The following is a 21,186-nucleotide window of genomic DNA, read 5'->3' as shown; positions in this document are numbered from 1 at the left end:
CGCGTGATTGACGGCGAGCCGGCGAGCCGCCACAATTTTGCCTGGCAGGGTGTTGAAACACTACCTACGTTGCCGCTGCGGCGTTAAAAACGGCCTGCTTGTGCCCCTCCAATACAGGTGACTCCATGCCCGTCAGTAACGATAGCTCTAGCGTCAGACCTCCGATATCGGGCGTCCGGCGCTCCTCTCAAGCGCGCTTGCTGGATAGGCTTGCCGCCGACATAACGCCCGGTCGGTTAGACTGGATTGGCTTACGCACGGTACGTCGTGGCGAGATTGCCGAGGTGGAGTCGGTGCAGGCACTGGCCGAGCAGGGGTTGCAGGGCGATCATCGCTGCCGCAAAACCCGTGGCTCGGGGCGGCAGGTGACGATTATTAGTCGTGAGTTTATCGAGCAGATTTGTCGTCACACGGGCCTTGCCAGCATCGACCCGGCATTGCTCCGGCGCAACCTGGTGATCTCGGGTATGAACTTAAACCTGCTGCGCCACCAAATTCTACAAATCGGAGAGGCGATTATTGTGCCCGGCGCCTTGTGCCACCCCTGCTCGCGCATGAACGAGAATTTAGGGGAGGGCGGTGTCGCGGCGATGTACGGCTATGGTGGGTTATGCGCCAAGATTGTCCGCTCGGGCACCATTGCGGTGGGGGACGCGGTGGTGCGCTTACCGCTGGATACCGAGCTTAGTTGACCCCTTAAAACCCGGCGTTTACCCGCCCTAAATTGTGCCCAAAAAATGTACTTGTTTGGCGCGAGCGTGTATTATCCCGCCCCCGACCCCCTGAGCGTGTAGCGGCCGTTGTGGGGTCATCGGCGATTGAGGTTTCCCATGCAGGTATTTCACCATATTCGCTCGTTACGCGAGGCGCTGGCCGAGGCCCGCCGCGCCGGTAAGCGCATTGGCTTTGTGCCCACCATGGGCAATTTGCACGATGCCCACCTGGCGCTGGTAAAGCAGGCGCAACAAAGCTGTGATCTGGTGGTGGTGAGTATCTTTGTTAATCGCCTGCAGTTTGGCTTAAACGAGGATTGGGATCGCTACCCGCGTACCCTGGCGGCCGATTCGGCCAAGCTCGAAGCGATCAACTGCGACTTTTTGTTTTGCCCCGACGAAACCGAAATTTACCCCAACGGCATGGACGAGCAGACCCGGGTGATTGTCCCGGCCATGACCGATGTGCTGTGTGGCGCCAGTCGCCCCGGCCACTTTGAGGGGGTGACCACGGTGGTCACCAAGCTGTTTAACATTGTGCAGCCCGACGAAGCCGTGTTTGGTATTAAAGACTACCAACAGCTGGCTGTGATTCGCCGGATGGTGGAGGATTTGTGTATGCCGGTGCAAATCAGCGCCGGCGATATTTATCGCGAGGCCGATGGTCTGGCGCTTAGCTCGCGCAATGGCTTTATTGCCGAGGCCGAGCGCCCCAGGGTGAGCCAGCTGTACCGCACGCTAAGCTGGGTAGGCGAGCAAATCAGTGCCGGCCAGCGGGACTTTATCGCCTTGGCCGAGGCCGGTAAAATGCAGATTGAAGACGCGGGTTTTAAAGTTGACTACCTCGAGATCTGCAACAGCCGCACGCTTAAGCCTGCGGCCCACGATGACACCGAAATTACTGTATTGGGCGCCATGTACACCGAAAGCGCCCGATTGATTGATAATCTCTCGCTAGCGCTTGTCTAAGCGAAAGATCAAAGACCGCGCCGAGGCATCGGCGGCTGCTTATATTAGTGGTAATCAGGCAGCTAATTGATAGAAACAGGAGGGGCACATGCTCTCTACCATGCTCAAAGGCAAACTCCACATGGCCGCCGTAACTCAGGCAGAGCTGTGGTACGACGGCTCCTGCGCCATCGATGCTGATTTGGTTCAACTGGCCGGCCTGCGCGAGTTTGAGCAAATTGATATTTACAACGTCAACAATGGCGAGCGCTTTACCACCTACGTGATTCTGGCCGAACCCGGCTCGGGAACTATCTCAATGAACGGCGCCGCCGCGCGCAAAGTGCAGGTGGGCGACCGGGTGATTATTGGCGCCTACGGCCAGTACACCGAAGCTCAGCTCGAAGGCTACAAGCCACGCTTGGTCTACCTTGACGAGGCCAACCGGGTAGAGCGCACCACCAACACCATTCCCATGCAGGTTGTTTAAACCGCCCTATAACGCGCTGACTACACCCTCGCACCGGGCACAGCGCAGATCCGTGCTCAGAGGATTTAGGCAAGCGGTGCGTCTGTAACAGCTAAGTGCCACACCTAAAGACACTGGATTCCCGATCGGGGTCGGGAATGACGCAGGCACAAAACCACCTACACCGTCATTCCGGGCGCAGCGCAGCCTAGACCCGGAATCCAGCGACTGTAGACAAACGTTACGCCTGTAACAGCAAAGCGCCACACCCATAGACACTGGATTCCCGATCGTGGTCGGGAATGACGCAGGCACAAAACCACCTACACCGTCGTTCCGGGCGCAGCGAAGCGCAGACCCGGAATCCAGCGACTTTAAACAAACGGTACGTCTGTATCAGCCAAGTGCCACACCCAAAGGCACTGGATTCCCGATCGTGGCCGGGAATGACAACAGGCACAAAATCACCTAAACCGTCATTCCGGGCGTAGCGAAGCCTAGACCCGGAATCCAGTGACTTTAAACAAACGGTACGTCCGTATCAGCAAAGTGCCACACCCATAGACACTGGATTCCCGATCGTGGTCGGGAATGACAGCAGACAAAAATCACCTACACCGTCGTTCCGGGCGTAGTGAAGCCTAGACCCGGAACCCAGTGACTTGGAACAAACGGTACGGCTGTATCAGCAAAGTGCCACACCCAAAGGCACTGGATTCCCGATCGTGGTCGGGAATCACGCAGACACAAAACCACCTACACCGTCGTTCCGGGCGTAGCGAAGCCTAGACCCGGAACCCAGTGACTTGGAACAAACGGTACGGCTGTATCAGCAAAGTGCCACACCCAAAGGCACTGGATTCCCGATCGTGGTCGGGAATCACGCAGACACAAAACCACCTACACCGTCATTCCGGGCGCAGCGCAGCCTAGACCCGGAACCCAGCGACTTTAAATGACCGGTACGCCTGTAACAGCCAAGCGCCACACCCATAGACACTGGATTCCCGATCGTGGTCGGGAATCACGCAGTCACAAAATCACCTCCACCGTCGTTCCGGGCGTAGCCTAGACCCGGAATCCTGCGACTTTAAACAAACGGTACGTCTGTACCAGCAAAGTGCCACACCCAAAGGCACTGGATTCCCGATCGTGGCCGGGAATGACGCAGACACAAAAGCACCTCCATCGTCATTCCGGGCGCAGCGAAGCGCAGACCCGGAATCCAGTGACTTGGAGCGAACGGTACGCCTGTATCAGCAAAGTGCCACACCCAAAGGCACTGGATTCCCGATCGGGGTCGGGAATGACGCAGACACACAATCACCTGCACCATCTTGCTACAGTCGCGCTTATCTTCACGGTTTTTTGCACCAAAAGACAACGTTGTCTCTGGCGAAAGCGGTAGAGGGCTGTTAAGCTCTAACCACAACAAAATAACAGTACTCACGCGCGGAGATTATGTGTATGACCGAGCAAGTTTACCCAGTACCGGCCGAGCTGCAACGCGACGCTCTGATCGATAAAGATCGCTATCAGTCGCTCTACCGCCAGTCGGTTGAAGATCCGGACACCTTCTGGGCCGAGCAGGCCGAGGAGTTTCTTACCTGGCAACAAAAGTGGCACACCGTTAGCAAAAGCGATTTAAGCCGTGGCGAAGTGGCGTGGTTTTTGGGCGGCAAGCTCAATGTCAGCGTTAACTGTATTGACCGCCACCTCGCCCAGCGCGCCGAGCAAACTGCCATTATCTGGGAGGGTGATGACCCGGCCGACGACCAGCTGATCAGCTATCAACAACTGCACAGCGAAGTGTGCCGCCTGGCTAACGTACTGCGCGAGCGCGGTGTTAAAAAGGGCGATCGTGTGTGCTTGTATATGCCCATGATTCCCGAAGCCTGCTACGCCATGCTGGCCTGTACCCGCATTGGCGCGGTGCACTCGGTGGTGTTTGGTGGCTTCTCGCCCGACGCGCTAAAAGACCGCATTATCGATGCCGATTGCCAGGTGCTGATTACCGCCGACGAGGGCCTGCGCGGCGGCAAAACCGTCCCGCTAAAAGCCAACGCCGATAAAGCCCTGGCAAACTGCCCCAACGTTCACACCTGTTTGGTGGTTAAGCGCACCGGTGGCGATATCAATTGGGACGACTCCCGCGATGTGTGGTATCGCGATTTGGTCGAGGCCGCCCCGGAGCAGTGTGAACCCGAGTGGATGGACGCCGAAGATCCGCTGTTTATTTTGTACACCTCGGGCTCGACCGGTCAGCCTAAAGGCGTATTACACACCACCGGCGGCTACCTGCTGCAAGCGGCCATGACCCACAAGTACGTGTTTGACTATCGCGAGGGCGAGGTCTACTGGTGTACCGCCGATGTGGGCTGGGTAACCGGCCACAGCTACATTGTGTACGGTCCGCTGGCTAATGGCGCCACCAGTTTAATGTTTGAAGGTGTGCCCACCTACCCAGACGCCTCGCGCTGTTGGCAAGTGGTCGATAAACACGGTGTTAACAGCTTTTATACCGCGCCCACTGCCGTGCGTGCTTTGATGGGCGCGGGCGATGACTTTGTCACCCGCACCTCGCGTAAATCTCTGCGTATATTGGGCAGCGTGGGCGAGCCCATTAATCCCGAGGCGTGGGAGTGGTACTACCGCGTGGTAGGCGATGAGCGCAGCCCGATTATGGACACCTGGTGGCAAACCGAAACCGGTGCCCACATGATGACGCCGCTACCCGGCGCCATCGACCTTAAGCCCGGCTCCTGTACTGTGCCGTTTTTTGGCGTGCAGCCGGTGCTGCTGGATGCCGAAGGCAATGAAGTCGAAGGTGCCGGCGAGGGCAGCCTGGCCATTAAAGCCAGCTGGCCCAGCCAGTTGCGCACCGTGTATGGCGATCATCAGCGCTGTATCGACACTTACTACTCAACCTATCCCGGTTACTACTTTACCGGCGACGGCGCGCGTCGCGATGAAGACGGCTACTTTTGGATTACCGGCCGGGTGGATGATGTATTGAACGTATCAGGCCATCGCATGGGCACGGCCGAGGTCGAGAGCGCTTTGGTGCTGCACGAGCAAGTGGCCGAGGCCGCTGTGGTGGGCTACCCGCACGATATTAAAGGCCAGGGCATTTACGCCTATGTCACCTTGATGGAAGGGGCCGAGCCCAGCGATGAGCTGAAAAAAGCGCTGGTGCAAATGTGCGTGCAAGAGATTGGCGCCATTGCCAAGCCCGATATTATCCAGTGGGCGCCTAGCCTGCCTAAAACTCGCTCGGGTAAAATCATGCGTCGTATTTTGCGCAAAATCGCCGCTAACGAGCTGGACAGCCTGGGCGACACCTCTACCCTGGCCGACCCGGCCGTGGTAGATGACCTGATCGACAACCGCGTTAATCGTTAATCGTAACGCTTACCTGTAACGCCTTGTGGGCCAAAAGCCTGCAAGGCGTTTTCCCCTCCCACTGCAAACTGGCATAATAGCCGCTCTACGCGAACAACGATGTAACGGCCGCTATGAGTGACGACGAGCTATTCCGCCAGCAAATGCAGGACGTAAAACGCCTGAAAGTAACACCTAAGGTGGCCTTAAAAAGCCAGCGCGCCACTGACGATGCGCTTAAGCAAAGGCGCGCCGCCGCCCAGGCCATTACCGAGCAAGACACCAACTTTTTAAGCGCCGATCATATCGACCCGGTAGGCCCGCTGGATATTCTGGATTTTCGTCGCGACGGCGTGCAGCACGGCGTGTATAAAAATTTGCGCCTGGGTAAATACGGTATCGATGCGCGGCTCGACTTGCACCGCATGACCGTCGAGCAAGCCCGCTCGGCGCTGTTTCAATTTATTCGCGATTGCATGGAGCACGACATCCGCTGCGCGCTTATTACCCACGGTAAAGGCGAGGGCCGCGAGCAACCGGCGCTGTTAAAAAGTTGCGTCGCCAATTGGCTGCCCTGCATCGACGAGGTGCTCGCGTTTCACTCTGCGCAAAAACACCACGGCGCCAGCGGCGCCACTTATATCTTGCTTAAAAAAAGCGAACGAAAACGCCAGGAAAACTGGGAAAAACACTCAAAGCGAACCTAAAGCTTCCGCCTGGGTTTTTGATACAAAAGGACTGTAAACGTGAAACTACCTATCCATTTATTGTTGCTCGATATGCTCGGCTGCGTCTTGATTGGCGGAGCTATGGCGATGCATTTGGGCGATGTCCCCTTGCTGCCCGAGCAGTACCGCTTTGATAACGATACGCTTGTCTACATACTGCTGGGTGTTGCCTGCATGATGCCCGCCGTTATTTTTATTTTAAATGGTATTCGCAACCGGCATAAATCTTAACCGCTATGGAGGGGCTCGGTTGTCCTGACCGGGTCGTACATTTCTATACACTTTAGACTGCCGTATCTATTTACAGTGTGTTCTGCTGTGCCACAATTGAGCCATTCAGCGATTTAGACCTGCCTTTTAAAGAGAAGAGCTTTTATAAGCTCTTGTTGCTCTGCGCTATCGATACGCGTCATGGAGCATGGAAGATTTAGACATTTAGCACTTTACGGAGAGAAGTATCATGCAGTTAAAACTTATGGTGTCAGGCTTGGCCTTGGCAAGTTTGTTGGTTGCTTGTGGGTCCGATGATGGCGATGACAGCCCCGTCGTTCAAGAAACTACAGCGTATCAGGTAAAGGTTAATACCAAAAAAGACGCTGAAACTACCACCTCCACCCAAGAGGTAGTCGAGGGTGGCGCCACGCAAATCGAGTTGAACGTCGCAGAAGGGCAAACATTGCTCTCGGCATCGGGCTGTGGGGGTGCCCTTAATAATGAAACGCCACCTACCCTTTATATTATCGACAGTGTCACCTCCGATTGCGAAGTAACCTTAGAGCTCGCCACAAAACCCTCGGGTTTGTCAGTTGTGTCAAAGCCTCAGGCTATCGCCGTGCAAGTAAACCAAGCTGGGCCAGTTAATTTACTTTGGTCAACCGATCCCCATTGCGATTGGGCGAATTACGCCGATTGTGCTAACTCTGGGGCAAAGGTCGACTTGGTCTCAGGAGAGCTTCTGTTAAGTGCGTCTAGCGGCGACTTACTACTTGATCAAGGTTACTTTTTTGTTTTGGAAAAAAGCGGTGCGCACTCTGAAGTGTCGGGTGGGCGCACCCTTAGGACTTCTCCTTCGTTCTCAGGCGCGGGCAAAATGCTCATGTACAACGATACATTGTTTATGAGCTCTGGCCACGGCACCGGCTCGATTGCTCACGCCACAAAGTACGCAATAATCGACGGCGATACCCGCGAACTGACGGGTGCGCTGCCTCACCCAGACGGCTTTATGAATGTTACTGCAAAAGATGGGCAGGGTGGCTGGTACCTCGGCGGGACATTTTCTCGCTTGGATGATACACCGCGCCGTAATATTGCGCGTATTAGCAACAGTGGCGCTATAGACGAAGCCTGGAATGCAACCACCAATGGCGAAATAACGGCATTAGCCTATACGTCTCAGGGGATTGTTGTTGGTGGTGAGTTTAGTGTCGTCAATGGCGAAAGCCATCACGGCCTTGTTGTGCTCGACCATGAAACCGGCGCCATTGTCTATGGCGGAACAACGGCCCAGCACGCGGCTTACTCCGAGCTTATAAACCTTTCTGTGGTTGGCAATATTGTTTATGTCGCTTGGTACGAGCCACCGCAAGGCGCCGGTAGAGGCGAGAGCTTACTAAGTGCCTTTGACATAGATAAGGGTGAGTTTATCTGGTCGGTAGAAACCAACGGTGGGATTAAAGATGTCTCCGCGAATTCACAGGGCGCTTATATTGCTGGTGTGTTCACCACCGTGGCGGGAGCTAGTAGGCCAAAGTTGGCCTTGATTAACCCGCAAGGCGAGGTGACGGACTGGAACGCTAATTTGTACGATAGCGCCTATCCCATAAATCTGGTGGCAACAGAAGATACTTTATACATGCTGGATGTACCCGGGCGAATCGCGCCGGTCGTATTGCGCGCCTTTGATACCCAAACCACGGAGCGAATTGATCTTGGCCTTTCTGAGTATACCAAGGTAAGCATGATCTACGGCGATGGGGGAGAAGCTTTTATCGGTGGTGGTTTTTATGTTGGCCTTGAAGAACACCCTGAAGACCCGGATAACCCAGAGCTGCTTTATGGACTGTTGTCGTTAAACGACAACTCGATGATTCAGCTCCCGATGCATGGTACCGGTGCCACGCTTGGGTCAATGGCATTTTCTGAGCGCGATTTACTCTATGTTGGTTCGTTAGAATATTACCAAGAAGATGCAGGTCCGATTATCGCTATTGACCCTAAAACCGGGTTGTACAAAGACTGGCGCTCCTCATTAGGGAGCGCTAGCAATGTGACTGATATAGAGCAAAAAGGAGGTACGCTTTATGTCTCTACGAGCATGTCTGGCGCTGTTTCGAATTCGGAAGGCAGCGTCCTCCATTTTGAACGCGATCACCGTCACTTGTACGCAATTGATGCCTCCACCGGTAACTATGAGAGCTTTGCTGCTGAGTTTGAACGTCCGGTGCTGACTGACCCGCCTCAGCACTTCTCTTCAATGATCAATGATATCGAGATAATAAACGATACGCTTTATGTGGTTGGTGAGTTTACCTCTGTTGATGATGAACCTCGCTATGGCTTGGCATCTTTTACGCTTCCGGAAGGAACGTTAACCGAGTGGGCGCCACAGCTGGATGATATACCCTATGCGTTAGAATCACGCGAAGGAAAACTGTATGTAGCTGGGCGTTTTACCACTGTAGATGGAAAAGATCGCACTCACCTCGCTGTGTTTGATCATGTCAGTGGTGAACTGAGCGGTTGGGTGGCTGACGAGGCCTCAGTCACCAGTCAGTTGGTGCCGAAAACCATACATATCACTGATGACTTCGTGGCGCTGGGTGGCACTTTTGACCCTGAATTAAGCGCCGAAGGCGAGAGCCTGGTGTTGGCAAACCTGGAAACAGGCGATACCATCGACTTAGGCTTAAAGTATCTTGCCGCACCTCATACCAGTATTGTTTACACGGTGACTGGTGATGAGGATGATCTTTATATCGGTGGCGAGAATTATTTACTGGATGCCGGCGCTGATGATTTGCATAGCTTTTTTAATATAGCGCCGGCTACCGGAGAAATTAGTCAGCTGGGATTGACGATTCAGGGCTCGGTTGAAAATATATTGATTGAAGATGATGTCGCCTTTTTTAGCGGGTTCTTCCATTTACGCGGAGACGGAAACTTCTCTGGGCGCAGAAATCTAAGCGCTATTAACCTGGCCACAGGCGAGATTATTTGGTAGTTAAAGCCTTTTCCCGTTCACGAATGTGAACGGGACTTTTGGTGTGCTAGAAAATGCTTGTCTATTTTTATGGGGCATTCAAAATTTCCCGTCATCCGTCATCCGTCATCCGTCATCCGTCATCCGTCATCCGTCATCCGTCATCCGTCCTCCGTCCTCCGTCATCCGTCATCCCTTTCTCCGCCACCAACTTGCCAGTATCGACCCAGATACATTGTGCCAAACCGAAAATAGCGCTCCGGGTAATGCTGCGCTGGCGGTAAAAAACTGATGCGCTAACGCCACGGCCAACCCCGAGTTTTGCATCCCCACCTCAATGGCGATGGTGCGGCAGGTGGCCTCGTCAAATTTAAACAGGCGTGCCAGCCAGTAGCCAGCCGTTAACCCGGTGGCGTTGTGCAATACCACGGCAAGTAACACCAGCGCGCCAATGCTGGCTAAGCGCCCGGCGTTTAGCGCCACGACAATCGCAATAATCACGCTAATTAAAATGACTGCGGCACTGGCCAAGGCCGGCTCAACCCGTTTAATACTGTTGGCAAAAAAGTGGTGCAGCAGTACACCTATTAATACGGGCGCCAAAACGATTTTGCCGATACCCCACAGCATTCCGAGGGCATTGATCTCTACTGTGTTACGCAATAATAACCACGTTAATAACGGCGTTAAAATAACCGATGCCAGCGTCGCCGTTAACGTCATCGAGACCGACAGTGCCACGCGCCCACCGGCTAGCCAGGCAATTACATTCGAGGCCGTGCCGCCGGCAACCGTGCCCACCAATACCATGCCAGTGGTTAATTCCGCGCTTAACCCCAGCAGGCGAGATACCGCCAACGCCGTCAAGGGCATCAGCGTAAATTGCAGTGCCAGCCCGACCAGAATAGGCTTAGGCTCGCGCGCCACCCGATAAAAATCGGCCCTGGATAGCGTCAGCCCCATGGTAAACATCACCAGCGCCAACAGCCAGGCAATGGCAGGCGACAGCGGCGTAAACATCGCCGGAAAGTAAAAACCCAAGGCGCCCAATAAAATAGCCCAGAGTGGGAATAAACGATTAAAACAATCAAATGCGGTCATGGCGTTATTATTGTTAGGTGTTGTGGTTCAAAACGGCACCGGAAACTGCCGATGCACACTGGCGATATCCTCAAGTACTGCATCGCTTAACGTTAACTCAAATGCCTCAATATTTTCTTTTAGCTGCGCTAGGTTAGTGGCGCCGATGATGGTGGAGGTGACGCCGTCGACTTGGTTGCACCAAGCGAGCGCGAGTTGTGCGGGGGTTAGTTTGTGTTTTTGCGCTACCTCGCCGTAGGCGGCGACGGCGGCGTTGCTTTGTTCAGTGTCGCGGAACAGGCCGTTGCGTTGTATTAAATTCCAGCGTGCGCCTTGGGGGCGTGCGCCGTTTAAGTATTTACCGGTGAGGGCGCCGGTGGCGAGCGGTGACCAGGGCAAGTAGGCCACTTGTTGGTGTACGCAGTTTTCTATTAAAAATGGCCAGTCGCGGGTTTGCAGTAAATTAAATTCATTTTGGATGGATGTTACGCGGGTGAGGTTGTGCTTCTCGCTTAAGCGGATGTATTCGTTAATGCCCCAGGGAGTATCGTTGGATAAACCAAAGTGGCGAATTTTGCCGCTCTTAACGCTCTCGTCCAGCGCCTGCAGTATTTCTAGCATTTGCGCTGAGTGTGCGGCGGTGTCTACATCGCTAAAGCGGATGCGGCCGGGGGCGTGTTTGCCAAAGTGCGGCGAGGTGCGGTTGGGCCAGTGCAGTTGATAGAGGTCGATGTAGTCGGTTTGCAGGCGGGCGAGGGAGTCGTCTATCGCGGCTAACACCGTCTCGCCGGTAATGTCGCGGCCATCGCGAATATGTTTAAGGCCGTTGCCCGCTATTTTGGAGGCGAGAATAAATTCATCCCGGCGCGATGGGTTGGCGGCTAGCCAGTTGCCAATGATGGTTTCGGTGGTGCCGTAGGTATCGGGGCTGGGGGGCACCGCGTACATCTCGGCAGTGTCGATAAAGTTGATACCCTGAGCTAAGGCGTAGTCGATTTGCGCGTTGGCATCGGCCTGGTTGTTTTGTTTGCCCCAGGTCATGGTGCCTAAGCAGGCCCGTGATACTTTGAGGTTACTGTAGCCTAAGGTGCTGTATTGCATTTGCTGCGCTCCGCTCGGTTGGGTCGATAGATAAAAGAGTATGGCGGCGCCGACACGGGATTTCTATGTTTCGGGCGTGTTAAGTTCTGTATTGTCGGTGGCCTGGTTAATCGGGCGTTACTGTGAGCGCTGGGGGGTGTGGAAGTCCAATATTTATCATACAATAGGGTGGGGCAGTGTGCTGGCCCCGATATTGTTTAAATAACCGGGCCCGTCGTGGAAGATATCACCCTAATTCAACTCATCTTAGCCAATTTGGCACTGGTCGCAGGCGCTTGTTTGCAGGGGGTTGCGGGCTATGGCATTGGCACGTTATCGGCGCCTTTGCTGTTTTTGGTGAGTCCGTCGCTGGTGCCGGGTGTTGCGCTGCTGAACGCGTTTGTGCTGAATATCCTGATGCTGTTGCGCCACCACCAAAGCTTGAGCTTTAGACCGGTGCGCTACGCTATTGGCGGTAATGTTGTTGGTACCGCCCTGGCGGCCATCACGCTGGCTTTTTTGACCGCGCAGGGCTTTGAGCTGGCCTTTGGCGTGCTAATTTTACTGGCGGTGGGCATGAGCGTGATGGGCGTTAAACCCAGTTTGTCTGAGCGCAATAGCATACTGGCGGGTAGCGCCTCGGGTTATATGGGCACCATTACCGCTGTTGGCGGGCCGCCCATTGCGCTGATTTATCAGAACGAGACCGGCCCCTTGGTGCGGGCCAATTTATCGGCGTTTTTTTTGTTTGCCTGCCTAGCCAGTATTGCTGCGCTGGCTCCGGCGGGTTATATCGGCACCGGCGAGCTTACATTATTGCTGCTGACGTGCCCCGGCGTTTTTGTGGGCTTTTGGCTGTCGGGGCACTTGGTGACTCGCTTACCGTTTAATGCACTGCGCCCGATTATTCTCTCCATTGCGGCGCTGGCCGGCGTGGCGGCGGTGGTTAATGGCGTGTTGGCGCATTAGGTGGATGCTGGACGCGTGAGGTCGGATGGCTGACGCAAAAAGTAAGAATACTGGTATGTGGGTTGTAAGGGTAAGAGGAGACACTAAATCTTGACCTCAGACCTCAGGCTATTTGAAGCCACTGGATCCCCGCCCAGCCCAGGCTGCCCTCTCTTGCTCGCAATTCACCTCGTTCGCGGGGATGACGAGAAGTAAGTTGGTCTGGCTTGACGAGTTTCTCGGAACCGCGCGAAACTCGTCACCCGTCACCCGTCACCCGTCACCCGTCACCCGTCACCCGTCACCCGTCACCCGTTCCTGCACCACCACCCAGGGCTTAACCACCACGGCCCAGACGATGGCATCCGCTTCAAACCATTGGCTTGCCTGTTCGTCGCTGACGGGCTGTACCTGATTGGCTTGCATCCAGTGTTGAATTTGCGCGGCGTTATCCTCGGCCATGGCGGTGGCCACCGCGGTTAAGTCCAGCTCGGGGGCTACGTACACGGCGGTGCCGCCGGCAAAAAAGCGCTGTAGCTCGCGCCAGGGGATTTGTGCGGTTTCGAGGTTAACTTTGGCTTTGAGAATGTCGTCGGTCATAGGGCGTGTAGAGCTTAGTTGTGTAGGGTTTGGCTGCGGGCGCTGTGCGCCTGAGAGACTTTACTGTTGTTGCGTTTGCCCAGGCGGTCGCAGATGCGCTGCCCGGCGGCCATCAGTTGCGGCAGGTTAATACCATGGTTGATGCCCAGGCCATCGAGTAAATAAATCACGTCTTCGGTGGCGACGTTGCCGGTGGCCCCCTGGGCATAAGGGCAGCCGCCAAGGCCGGCTACCGAGCTATCGATCACATGCACGCCCATTTGCAGCGCCGCCAGGATATTGCTCAGCGCCTGGCCGTAGGTGTCGTGCATATGCACGGCGAGCTGATCGACCGGAATGTCGTTAAGTAAGCAGGCTAGCAAACGCTGGGTGTCGGCGGCGGTGCCAACCCCGATGGTGTCACCCAGAGAGATTTCATAGCAGCCCATGGCTAATAACTCGCGCGCGATATCCAGGCAGGTTTGCAGCTCGACCCTTCCCGAATAAGGGCAACCTAATACACACGAGATATAGCCGCGCACGGGAATGTTGTTGGCTTGCGCGGCGGCCACGACTTCGGCAAAGCGCTCCAGGCTGGTATTGATATCGCAATTTAGGTTTTTTTGGCTAAAGGCCTCGGAGGCGGCGGCAAAAATAGCCACCTCATCGGCACCGGCGGCAAGCGCCCGATCAAACCCTTTGATGTTGGGTGTAAGGGCGCTGTAGCTGACGCCGGGCGTGCGCGTGATGTGGGTAAAGACATCAAAGCTGTCGGCCATTTGGGGCACCCAAGTTGGGTTTACAAAGGCGCCCGCCTCGATGCGTTGCACGCCCGCCTGAGCGAGGGCGTTAACTAAATCAACTTTATCGTCCAGGTTAATGCGCCCAGGCTCGTTTTGTAAGCCATCGCGCGGGCCTACCTCTACGATGCTGGCTTGGGTGGGTAAGGTGGCGGTGATGGGCATTAATCTTCGCCCCAGCGCGGCATTAAATCTTGCTCTAACCCCAGCTGATCGAGAATCCGCGCCACCACAAAATCAATTAAGTCTTCTACTCGGTCGGGTTGCATGTAAAAGCCGGGGCTGGCGGGTAGCACCACCGCGCCCAGTTGCGTGACTTTAAGCATGTTCTCTAAATGTACCGCCGAGTAGGGCGTTTCGCGCGGCACCACAATCAGTTGCCGGCGCTCTTTGAGGGCGACGTCGGCGGCGCGCTCGATTAAGTTGTTGCTGGCGCCCGTGGCAATACTCGATAGAGTGCCGCCGCTGGCGGGGCAAATCACCATCGAGGCGGGCGAGCTAGAGCCCGAGGCCACCGGTGAAAACCAATCGTCGCGGCCAAACAACATGAGCTGCTCGTCATCGGCGCCGTAGCGCTGACTTAAAAACAGTTGTTGTTCGTCCAGATCGGCGGGCAAATCTAAGTTGGTTTCGGTGCGAATCACCACCTCGGCGGCGCTCGATAACAACAGGTACACCCGGCAGTCGGCGGCCAGTAAACACTGCAGTAAACGCAGGCCGTACTGTGCGCCCGAGGCGCCGGTCATGGCGAGAGTAATGGTGCGAGACAAAATGGCGACTCCTGTGTTGGCTAAAGCGTGTGGCTACATAGCGTGCTTAGTGAGTTGCTGCACGAGTTTTTGATGTAGGCCCGAGAAGCTGCCGTTGCTCATAATCACAATGTGGGTGTCGGCCTCGGCCAGCGCTAACGTGTCGCGAATCAAGGAGTCCAGCTCGTGATACAACTTGGCTGGCACCGGCGAGTTGTTGACTACCTCGTGCATATCCCAGTCGGTGTGCGGCGGTTGATACCACAAAACATCGTCGGCGTGAACGCAGGCGGGCGCGAGCGCTTGTTTGTGTTTTCCCATGCGCATGGTGTTAGAGCGCGGCTCGATAATGGCGATGATTTTGTCGTCGCCTACCCGGGCGCGCAAGCCCTCAAGGGTGGTGTGAATCGCGGTGGGGTGGTGGGCAAAATCGTCGTAGACTTTAACGCTGTGAATATCGGCGATGCATTCGAGCCGGCGTTTAACCCCTTTAAACTCGGCCAGCGCTTGTGCGCTTATCTCGGGGGTTACGCCTACATGGCGCGCCGCCAGCATGGCGCCAATGGCGTTGCTGACGTTGTGCTGTCCGCTCATGTCCCACTGCACCTCGGCCACCTGTGTGTCGCCTTCAAACAGCGCAAAGTGCGAGCCATCGGCTGCGAGGTTTTTACTCTGCCACTGGCCCTCGGGGCCAAACGTTTCCGGCTCGCTCCACAGGCCTTTTTTAATCACCGTTTTTAGGGCGGCCTCTTTGGCCGGATAAATAACGCGGCCGTCACCGGGTACGGTGCGCAGCAAATGGTGAAACTGTTTTTGAATGTCCGCCAGCGAGTCAAAGATATCGGCGTGATCAAATTCTAAGTTGTTGAGCACTAGAGTACGCGGCTGGTAGTGGACAAACTTTGAGCGTTTATCAAAAAACGCGCTGTCGTATTCGTCCGCCTCGATGACAAAAAAGGGTGTGTCGCCCAAGCGCGCCGACTGCGGAAAGTTTTGCGTCACACCACCGATTAAAAAGCCCGGCGCCATGCCGGCGTACTCTAAAATCCAGGCCAGTAAGCTGGCGGTGGTGGTTTTGCCGTGGGTGCCGGCCACTGCCAGTACCCATTTGCCGGGCAACACGTGCTCGCGCAGCCACTGGGGGCCGGAGGTGTAGGCCAGGCCCTTATTAAGCACGGCCTCGACCGCCTCATTACCCCGGCTTAAGGCGTTGCCAATAATCACCAAATCGGGCGCGGGCTCTAGCTGGTGGGGATCGTAACCTTGAATCAGCTCGATGCCGGCGGCTTCAAGCTGAGTGCTCATGGGCGGGTAAACGTTTTGATCGGAGCCGGTTACCCGGTGGCCAAGGGCTTTAGCTAGCTGGGCAAGGCTGCCCATAAATGTGCCGCAAATGCCGAGAATGTGTATGTGCATAAAGATCTGCGCCCTGTTAATAGTGCCGCGAGCTTAACACGCGCTAGGGTGTCGCAAAAGTGACGGCGCCGCGCAACTGTGCAATCAGTCGCGTTTGTTCTCGTGCAGGCGGTGCTCGTCGTGATCGTGCAGGTTATCGGCGGTGTCTTTGGCGTTATCGACTTTGTGATCGATGTGGTCTTTGGTGTTATCGACGCGGTCGCCAACTTTATCGGCGGCGTTATCTTTGGCGTTATCGGCCATTTTTTTGGCGTCGCAATTACCACTGACGCCAACGCTGGCCTCCATGGCGGCATTGCGAACGGCTTTTTTACCATCGCACTCGATGATGTCGGGTTTTAAGTCCGCCAGTGCCAGTGGGCAGGCTAAGGCAAGTGAGGCGGCTAACAAGAACGTGTGTTTCATCTTGAGTATTCCCTATCTAGATGACTATTGCGCCAGTGGTGCGGCTGGCTTACCACTTAGTATAGACGTATTTTGTGGCGGGAAGGCGGCATCGTCGCCTGGGGCAATGTTCAGATGTCACCTAAATAGCGTTTGCGCTTGTTTGCCTTCATTTTTGTTAAATCGCCCATAAATAACCCATCCAGACAGTCGCCAAAATCCGAATCCACGCTAAACGCCAATAGCTGATAACCGCCGGGTTCGTAAAGGGCGGCATACTGTTTGTATAGGGTGGGTATTTTGTGGCCGGCGGCCGAAAATTGTTTTTGCAAGTAGCGAAACCCGTCTTCTACGTCCATCCCGGCAAAGGCTTGGTGCAGCTCTTGCTGTTGCACTTCGTCCAGCGTGTGGGGGTGGCGGGCGCCGGCCAGTGGCGGCTGGGTTTGGTAGTAGTGTTGATAAAAATATACGCACACATCGCGCAGTGCTTTGGGGTAGCTGGCGCTCATACTGACCGGCCCCAATACGTAGCGCACCGAGGAGTCGTGCTGTAAGTAGGCGCCGAGTCCCTGCCATAAATATTCTAAACTGGCCTTGCCCCAGTAATCCGGGTGAACAAAACTGCGGCCTAGCTCTACCGCTTGTTGCAAATAGGGGTAGAGCGTCGGTTGAAAGTGAAACAGCTCGTCGGTGTAAAGCCCGCTCGAGCCGTGCTCGCGTAAAATACGGGCGCAATCGGCAATGCGGTAGGCCCCGGCGATGCACAGGCGGTTATCGTCCCACAATACTAAATGCCGGTAGTGCTGGTCGTATTTATCCAGGTCCCGACGGCTGCCCGTTCCCTCGCCCACTAAGCGAAATGTCAGCTCGCGTAAGCGGCCAATTTCACGCAACACCGTTGGGTGTGTGTGGTAATCACACAAAAAAATCTGGTTGTTGTCCGAGGTTTTGCCAATTTCGGTGGCGTTGGCAAGCTCTGCTTTTAGGGCGGCGCGATCTTCCGGGTGGGCAATGGTGCGCTCGGTTATAAACTGCGGCTTGTTTTTTTTGCGCAGTTTATACAGGTGTTTTTTTAACCGCTGAATTAAGGCTTTGTCGGCTAGCTTATCGTTGCGCAACTCGGTGTGCGGGATAGCCTCGCCCACCCGAAAGCGAATCTCGCCCGAGTGTTTTTTAAACATCTCGCGGGCGAGCAGTGCGGTGCCCAGTGGTTTGTACAGCATAGAGGCGCTGTAAAATAACAGGGAGTTTTTGGCCTCGATAAAAATCGGCAGCACTGGCGCCGAGGTTTTGCGGGCAAAGTGCAAAAAACCGGCGTGCCAGGCGCCATCGCGAATGCCTTTGGGGCTGGCGCGCGAGACTTCGCCGGCGGGGAAAATAATCACCGCTTCGTCGTTGTTCAACGCCTCGAGTATGCCCTTGTAGCTTTTGCGATAGGCGCTGCGGGTCATATTATCGAGGGGTAAAAATACATTGTGCAGTGGCTTAAACGCCATCAGCATATCGTTGGCAACAATGCGCACGTCTTTGCGTACCTCGCTGACCATACGCAGTAGGGCTAAACCATCGAGCGATCCAATCGGGTGGTTGGCAACGATAACAACCCGGCCTTGCGAGGGAATGTTGTTGCGGTCGCGATTACTGACACTGTAATTAAAGTTGAAGTAGTCAAAGATTTGATCGATAAAATCAATGCCGCGCAAGCCGTGGTTATTGTGTAAAAACTGATTAATTTCTTGTTCGTGCGTTATTTTGCGCAGCAGCGAGAGGGTGGTGCCGCGAATAACCGGGCGAGTATTGGCAAAGCGGGGGAATTTTTCCGTGACGGATTGTTCGATATTCAGCATAGTTCTCGCCCATAGCAAAGTGCCGCTTTAAGGGGTGGGCCAGCTATTGGCCGTTGCGGCTATGGGCTTACGCTAAAATTAAATCATGACAGTTGCGTGATGCTTTTGTGACGCCACGGTGACATAAGATTAGGGCTTGTCGTTACGACAGGCCCTGGTGATTGTCGCCGTTCAGGCTTGCCAATTGTTGCTCCTGACGTAGCAACAGGGCGTCGTAGGGCGGTTTAATCTGCTCTAATTGGTGGGCGCTGTTAATCTGCACATGTTGCGCTAATAAATCGCATTGCAGGGTGGGGTCGACCCACACCGCCGGGGCAGAGTGTGCCGGCGGCTCGGTTTGGTCGCGGTCCAAAGTGGGCGGGGCCATAACATTGGCCGCGAGCTTAAGCACCGGGCGCTCGCCACTTAAGCTTAAGCGCAGCGCCAACTGGCAAATGCACAGCGCATAAAAACTGGCATCGGCAAGGCTATCGCCAGTCACTTTGAGTCTCATGCGCTGTTTGCGCAGCGGCTCTTTGGTGCCGTCGTAAAGCGCGAGAATACCGCCTAACACTTGCTCCAGCCGTGCGAGTCTCTCGTTAAAGCGGCTTAGCGAGAGCTGCAAGCGCAACGTCTCGATGTTAATAAAAACCAGTTCGATGATGACTTCGTATTGCGCTTCATCGTTCTCATCAATGTTTTCGTCCCACCTGGGCTGCTCGCGGGCGTCATGCGCTGGCGCCTCGGTAAGTGGGGCGCTCTCGTTCGGTTGCGGGCTGGTGTCGCCCCGGGCTTCGTCGTCGTTATGGGTTTCGGTGTGCGGTCTAGTTGGCTCGTCGGCGGTTGTCAGCTCGGTTGCGGCATCCACCGGCACCGGCTTTTTGTTGAGCTCGCGGCTGGCCACTGCTGAGTCTGGCTTGTTGGCGTGCGCCGGCTCGCTTAGCGATGGGGCGTTGGCCGCGTTTAGCTGGCGCTGTAGTAATTGCCGGGTCAGCCACAGGCCGGCGATGCACAAGAGTATGGCGATACTCCACACCCACAGAAACACCCTGTATACCCGACTTACCGGGGGCGCCTTGAGGGTGACCGACAGGTGACCGGCAATGTGGGTATCGAGGGTAATGCCGGCACTAAAGCTGGGTGATAAATAACCGGGCGGCGCGCTGCTTGCGCCATGCTCGACCAACAGACGGTTTTCTACGTTGTGGATGCTGGCGCGCAGTACGGCAGGCTGTGCGGTTAAGGATTGCACGATCGCCTGCAGGCTGATCATATCTTGCGCCAGCGTCGGCTCGACGGCTTGCACCGCGGCGCGGTCGGCCAACGCCTGGCCGTAACGTTCGAGCTGTTGTGTTTGTTGTTGCCCGGCAAAGTGGAGCACCAGCGCCGCGCCCAACACTCCCAGAAGTACCATGGCAATTGTGCAAAGGCCTAGTTCTGGATGCTGCTTTAAGGTCTGGCGTAAACGCATGGTGAGTCCGGTGAGTTAAATTTGTGGCGGCATTTTAACGCAATTAGTATTGAGCCGACTATAAACGCTATAATAGCGCTTTTGAGATGTGAACTGGCAACGTGAAACAAATCCTTTTGATTAACGCAGCCGGTGCTGACCGGCCGGGCGTTACCTCCGTTATTACGCAAGTGCTGGGCCGCTACGATGCGGCGATCCTTGATATCGGTCAAGCTGTTATTCACGACAACCTGGCGCTGGGTTTACTGGTGGCCGTGGATACTGACCGCATCGCCGAGCCCGAGCTGTTGGCCGAGCTACAGGGCGCCACCCACAAGCTTGATATTAATGTGCGCTTTACCAGTATTAGCTATGACAGCTACGAACACTGGGTTGAGCAACAGGGCAAGGCGCGTTACATCGTGACCTTGTTGGCCCGTGAGGTGACAGCGCATCAAATTGCCGATTTAACCGAGGTCACGGTACAGCACGGGTTAAACATCGACAATATTAATCGTCTTTCGGGGCGTATTTCGCTCGACTGTATCGATAACCGCGCAAGTGCCTGTGTAGAATTTTCGGTGCGCGGTGAGCCGGCCGATCGCGAAGCGTTGCGCGCTGATTTTATGGAGCTGTCGACTCGCCATGAAATCGACATCGCGTTTCAGCGCGATACCGTGTATCGCCGCAACCGTCGCTTAGTGTGTTTTGATATGGACTCCACCCTGATCGAGGCCGAGGTAATCGACGAGCTGGCCAAAGCGGCCGGTGTGGGCGAACAAGTGGCTGAGATTACCGAGCTGGCCATGCGCGGTGAGCTGGATTTTAATGAGAGTTTTGCCCGCCGCATGGCGCTGTTAAAAGGCCTGGATGAAAGCGTGCTGGAGGGCATTGCCGCCAACTTACGTATCACCGAGGGTGCTGAAAAGCTCATTAGCAGCCTGAAAAAGCTTGGCTATAAAACCGCAATACTCTCTGGCGGGTTTCAGTATTTTGGTGAGTATCTGCAAAACAAGTTGGGTATCGATTACGTGTTTGCCAACACGCTGGATGTGGTTGATGGCAAAGTCACCGGCGAGGTGAAAGGTCAGGTGGTCAATGGTGAGCGCAAGGCCGAGCTGTTAAAAATGCTGGCCGAGCGCGAGGGCATTACCACCGAGCAAACCATTGCCGTAGGCGACGGCGCTAACGATTTGCCCATGCTGGGCGCGGCAGGCCTCGGCATTGCCTTTAGGGCCAAGCCGCTCGTAAAAGCCTCGGCCGAGCAGTCGATCTCGACCTTGGGGTTAGACGCGATTTTGTATTTAATGGGCTTTCGCGAGCGCGATCAGATTTTATAATAAAGCCTTGCACGGTGAGCGGCGGCGGATATTATTTTCCGTTCACCGTTCACCGTTCACCGTTCACCGTTCACCGTTCACCGTTCACCGTTC

At 55.3% G+C, this 21,186-nt stretch carries 18 protein-coding genes; 9 read left to right on the top strand and 9 right to left on the bottom strand.

The window, feature by feature from the left end:
- The first annotated feature begins 125 nt into the window (after positions 1-125).
- The 7 genes from AAC019_RS16015 (at position 126) to AAC019_RS15985 (ending at position 9,462) form a co-directional block, all read left to right on the top strand.
- Complete coding sequence (locus AAC019_RS16015; protein WP_339900228.1) at positions 126-692, top strand: MOSC domain-containing protein; 567 nt, start codon at positions 126-128, stop codon at positions 690-692.
- Positions 693-830: 138 nt separating this feature from the next.
- Positions 831-1,682 carry a pantoate--beta-alanine ligase gene (gene panC, locus AAC019_RS16010; RefSeq protein ID WP_339900227.1) on the top strand — a complete coding sequence of 284 codons (852 nt, stop codon included), beginning with the start codon at positions 831-833 and terminating at the stop codon, positions 1,680-1,682.
- Positions 1,683-1,770: 88 nt separating this feature from the next.
- Positions 1,771-2,151, top strand: coding sequence for an aspartate 1-decarboxylase (panD, locus tag AAC019_RS16005; RefSeq protein WP_041522236.1), 381 nt, complete (start codon positions 1,771-1,773; stop codon positions 2,149-2,151).
- A gap of 1,446 nt (positions 2,152-3,597) precedes the next feature.
- A complete protein-coding gene (gene acs, locus AAC019_RS16000) occupies positions 3,598-5,532 on the top strand; it encodes an acetate--CoA ligase (protein ID WP_339900226.1) in 1,935 nt (644 codons plus the stop codon).
- A 113-nt stretch (positions 5,533-5,645) separates the two neighbouring features.
- Positions 5,646-6,218, top strand: a complete 573-nt coding sequence (smrA, locus tag AAC019_RS15995) for a DNA endonuclease SmrA (RefSeq protein WP_041522238.1) — start codon at positions 5,646-5,648, stop codon at positions 6,216-6,218.
- 39 nt (positions 6,219-6,257) lie between these two features.
- Positions 6,258-6,470 carry a DUF1418 family protein gene (locus AAC019_RS15990; protein ID WP_339900224.1) on the top strand — a complete coding sequence of 71 codons (213 nt, stop codon included), beginning with the start codon at positions 6,258-6,260 and terminating at the stop codon, positions 6,468-6,470.
- Between the two features lie 229 nt (positions 6,471-6,699).
- Complete coding sequence (locus AAC019_RS15985) at positions 6,700-9,462, top strand: PQQ-binding-like beta-propeller repeat protein (protein ID WP_339900223.1); 2,763 nt, start codon at positions 6,700-6,702, stop codon at positions 9,460-9,462.
- A 168-nt stretch (positions 9,463-9,630) separates the two neighbouring features.
- Here AAC019_RS15985 and AAC019_RS15980 read toward each other — a convergent pair whose 3' ends face one another.
- Together AAC019_RS15980 and AAC019_RS15975 are read right to left on the bottom strand one after the other, a co-directional pair.
- Positions 9,631-10,542: a bile acid:sodium symporter family protein gene (locus AAC019_RS15980; RefSeq protein WP_339900221.1), complete on the bottom strand. Its 912-nt coding sequence runs from the start codon at positions 10,540-10,542 to the stop codon at positions 9,631-9,633.
- 27 nt (positions 10,543-10,569) lie between these two features.
- Positions 10,570-11,622, bottom strand: a complete 1,053-nt coding sequence (locus tag AAC019_RS15975) for an aldo/keto reductase (RefSeq protein ID WP_339900220.1) — start codon at positions 11,620-11,622, stop codon at positions 10,570-10,572.
- Positions 11,623-11,838: 216 nt separating this feature from the next.
- Here AAC019_RS15975 and AAC019_RS15970 point away from each other — a divergent pair, with 216 nt between their 5' ends.
- Positions 11,839-12,570: a sulfite exporter TauE/SafE family protein gene (locus AAC019_RS15970; RefSeq protein WP_339900218.1), complete on the top strand. Its 732-nt coding sequence runs from the start codon at positions 11,839-11,841 to the stop codon at positions 12,568-12,570.
- Between the two features lie 273 nt (positions 12,571-12,843).
- On the opposite strand, the gene AAC019_RS15965 is transcribed toward AAC019_RS15970, so the two are convergent.
- The 7 genes from AAC019_RS15965 to AAC019_RS15935 all read right to left on the bottom strand — a co-directional run bounded on the left by AAC019_RS15965 (position 12,844) and on the right by AAC019_RS15935 (position 19,774).
- Positions 12,844-13,149: a DUF2288 family protein gene (locus AAC019_RS15965; protein ID WP_339900216.1), complete on the bottom strand. Its 306-nt coding sequence runs from the start codon at positions 13,147-13,149 to the stop codon at positions 12,844-12,846.
- A 14-nt stretch (positions 13,150-13,163) separates the two neighbouring features.
- Positions 13,164-14,093 (bottom strand): hydroxymethylglutaryl-CoA lyase, encoded by a 930-nt coding sequence (locus AAC019_RS15960; protein ID WP_339900214.1) that lies wholly within the window; start codon positions 14,091-14,093, stop codon positions 13,164-13,166.
- Positions 14,093-14,701 (bottom strand): flavin prenyltransferase UbiX, encoded by a 609-nt coding sequence (locus tag AAC019_RS15955; RefSeq protein ID WP_339900230.1) that lies wholly within the window; start codon positions 14,699-14,701, stop codon positions 14,093-14,095. The genes AAC019_RS15960 and AAC019_RS15955 overlap by 1 nt, the downstream gene beginning before the upstream one ends.
- A 30-nt stretch (positions 14,702-14,731) precedes the next feature.
- Positions 14,732-16,093, bottom strand: coding sequence for a UDP-N-acetylmuramate:L-alanyl-gamma-D-glutamyl-meso-diaminopimelate ligase (gene mpl, locus AAC019_RS15950; protein WP_339900212.1), 1,362 nt, complete (start codon positions 16,091-16,093; stop codon positions 14,732-14,734).
- Positions 16,094-16,177: 84 nt separating this feature from the next.
- Positions 16,178-16,498 carry a hypothetical protein gene (locus AAC019_RS15945; protein ID WP_339900211.1) on the bottom strand — a complete coding sequence of 107 codons (321 nt, stop codon included), beginning with the start codon at positions 16,496-16,498 and terminating at the stop codon, positions 16,178-16,180.
- A 110-nt stretch (positions 16,499-16,608) separates the two neighbouring features.
- On the bottom strand, positions 16,609-18,324 hold the full coding sequence (locus tag AAC019_RS15940; protein WP_339900210.1) for a lysophospholipid acyltransferase family protein: 1,716 nt from the start codon (positions 18,322-18,324) through the stop codon (positions 16,609-16,611).
- Positions 18,325-18,466: 142 nt separating this feature from the next.
- Positions 18,467-19,774, bottom strand: a complete 1,308-nt coding sequence (locus AAC019_RS15935; protein ID WP_339900208.1) for a hypothetical protein — start codon at positions 19,772-19,774, stop codon at positions 18,467-18,469.
- A gap of 101 nt (positions 19,775-19,875) precedes the next feature.
- Between AAC019_RS15935 and serB the strand changes: the two genes are divergently transcribed.
- Positions 19,876-21,093 (top strand): phosphoserine phosphatase SerB, encoded by a 1,218-nt coding sequence (gene serB / locus AAC019_RS15930; protein WP_339900207.1) that lies wholly within the window; start codon positions 19,876-19,878, stop codon positions 21,091-21,093.
- Positions 21,094-21,186 lie beyond the last annotated feature (93 nt).

It is taken from the genome of uncultured Gilvimarinus sp. (assembly GCF_963975215.1).
Classification (GTDB): Bacteria; Pseudomonadota; Gammaproteobacteria; order Pseudomonadales; family Cellvibrionaceae; genus Gilvimarinus.
The sequence above is the reverse complement of the archived record's forward strand: the minus strand, read 5'-3'. Positions and strand labels throughout refer to the sequence as shown.

Coding starts and splice junctions, on each gene's coding strand:
- AAC019_RS16015 (WP_339900228.1), top strand. CDS start 126: ATGCCCGTCAGTAACGATAGCTCTAGCGTCAGACCTCCGATATCGGGC.
- panC (WP_339900227.1), top strand. CDS start 831: ATGCAGGTATTTCACCATATTCGCTCGTTACGCGAGGCGCTGGCCGAG.
- panD (WP_041522236.1), top strand. CDS start 1,771: ATGCTCTCTACCATGCTCAAAGGCAAACTCCACATGGCCGCCGTAACT.
- acs (WP_339900226.1), top strand. CDS start 3,598: ATGACCGAGCAAGTTTACCCAGTACCGGCCGAGCTGCAACGCGACGCT.
- smrA (WP_041522238.1), top strand. CDS start 5,646: ATGAGTGACGACGAGCTATTCCGCCAGCAAATGCAGGACGTAAAACGC.
- AAC019_RS15985 (WP_339900223.1), top strand. CDS start 6,700: ATGCAGTTAAAACTTATGGTGTCAGGCTTGGCCTTGGCAAGTTTGTTG.
- AAC019_RS15980 (WP_339900221.1), bottom strand. CDS start 10,542: ATGACCGCATTTGATTGTTTTAATCGTTTATTCCCACTCTGGGCTATT.
- AAC019_RS15975 (WP_339900220.1), bottom strand. CDS start 11,622: ATGCAATACAGCACCTTAGGCTACAGTAACCTCAAAGTATCACGGGCC.
- AAC019_RS15965 (WP_339900216.1), bottom strand. CDS start 13,149: ATGACCGACGACATTCTCAAAGCCAAAGTTAACCTCGAAACCGCACAA.
- AAC019_RS15960 (WP_339900214.1), bottom strand. CDS start 14,093: ATGCCCATCACCGCCACCTTACCCACCCAAGCCAGCATCGTAGAGGTA.
- mpl (WP_339900212.1), bottom strand. CDS start 16,093: ATGCACATACACATTCTCGGCATTTGCGGCACATTTATGGGCAGCCTT.
- AAC019_RS15945 (WP_339900211.1), bottom strand. CDS start 16,498: ATGAAACACACGTTCTTGTTAGCCGCCTCACTTGCCTTAGCCTGCCCA.
- AAC019_RS15940 (WP_339900210.1), bottom strand. CDS start 18,324: ATGCTGAATATCGAACAATCCGTCACGGAAAAATTCCCCCGCTTTGCC.
- AAC019_RS15935 (WP_339900208.1), bottom strand. CDS start 19,774: ATGCGTTTACGCCAGACCTTAAAGCAGCATCCAGAACTAGGCCTTTGC.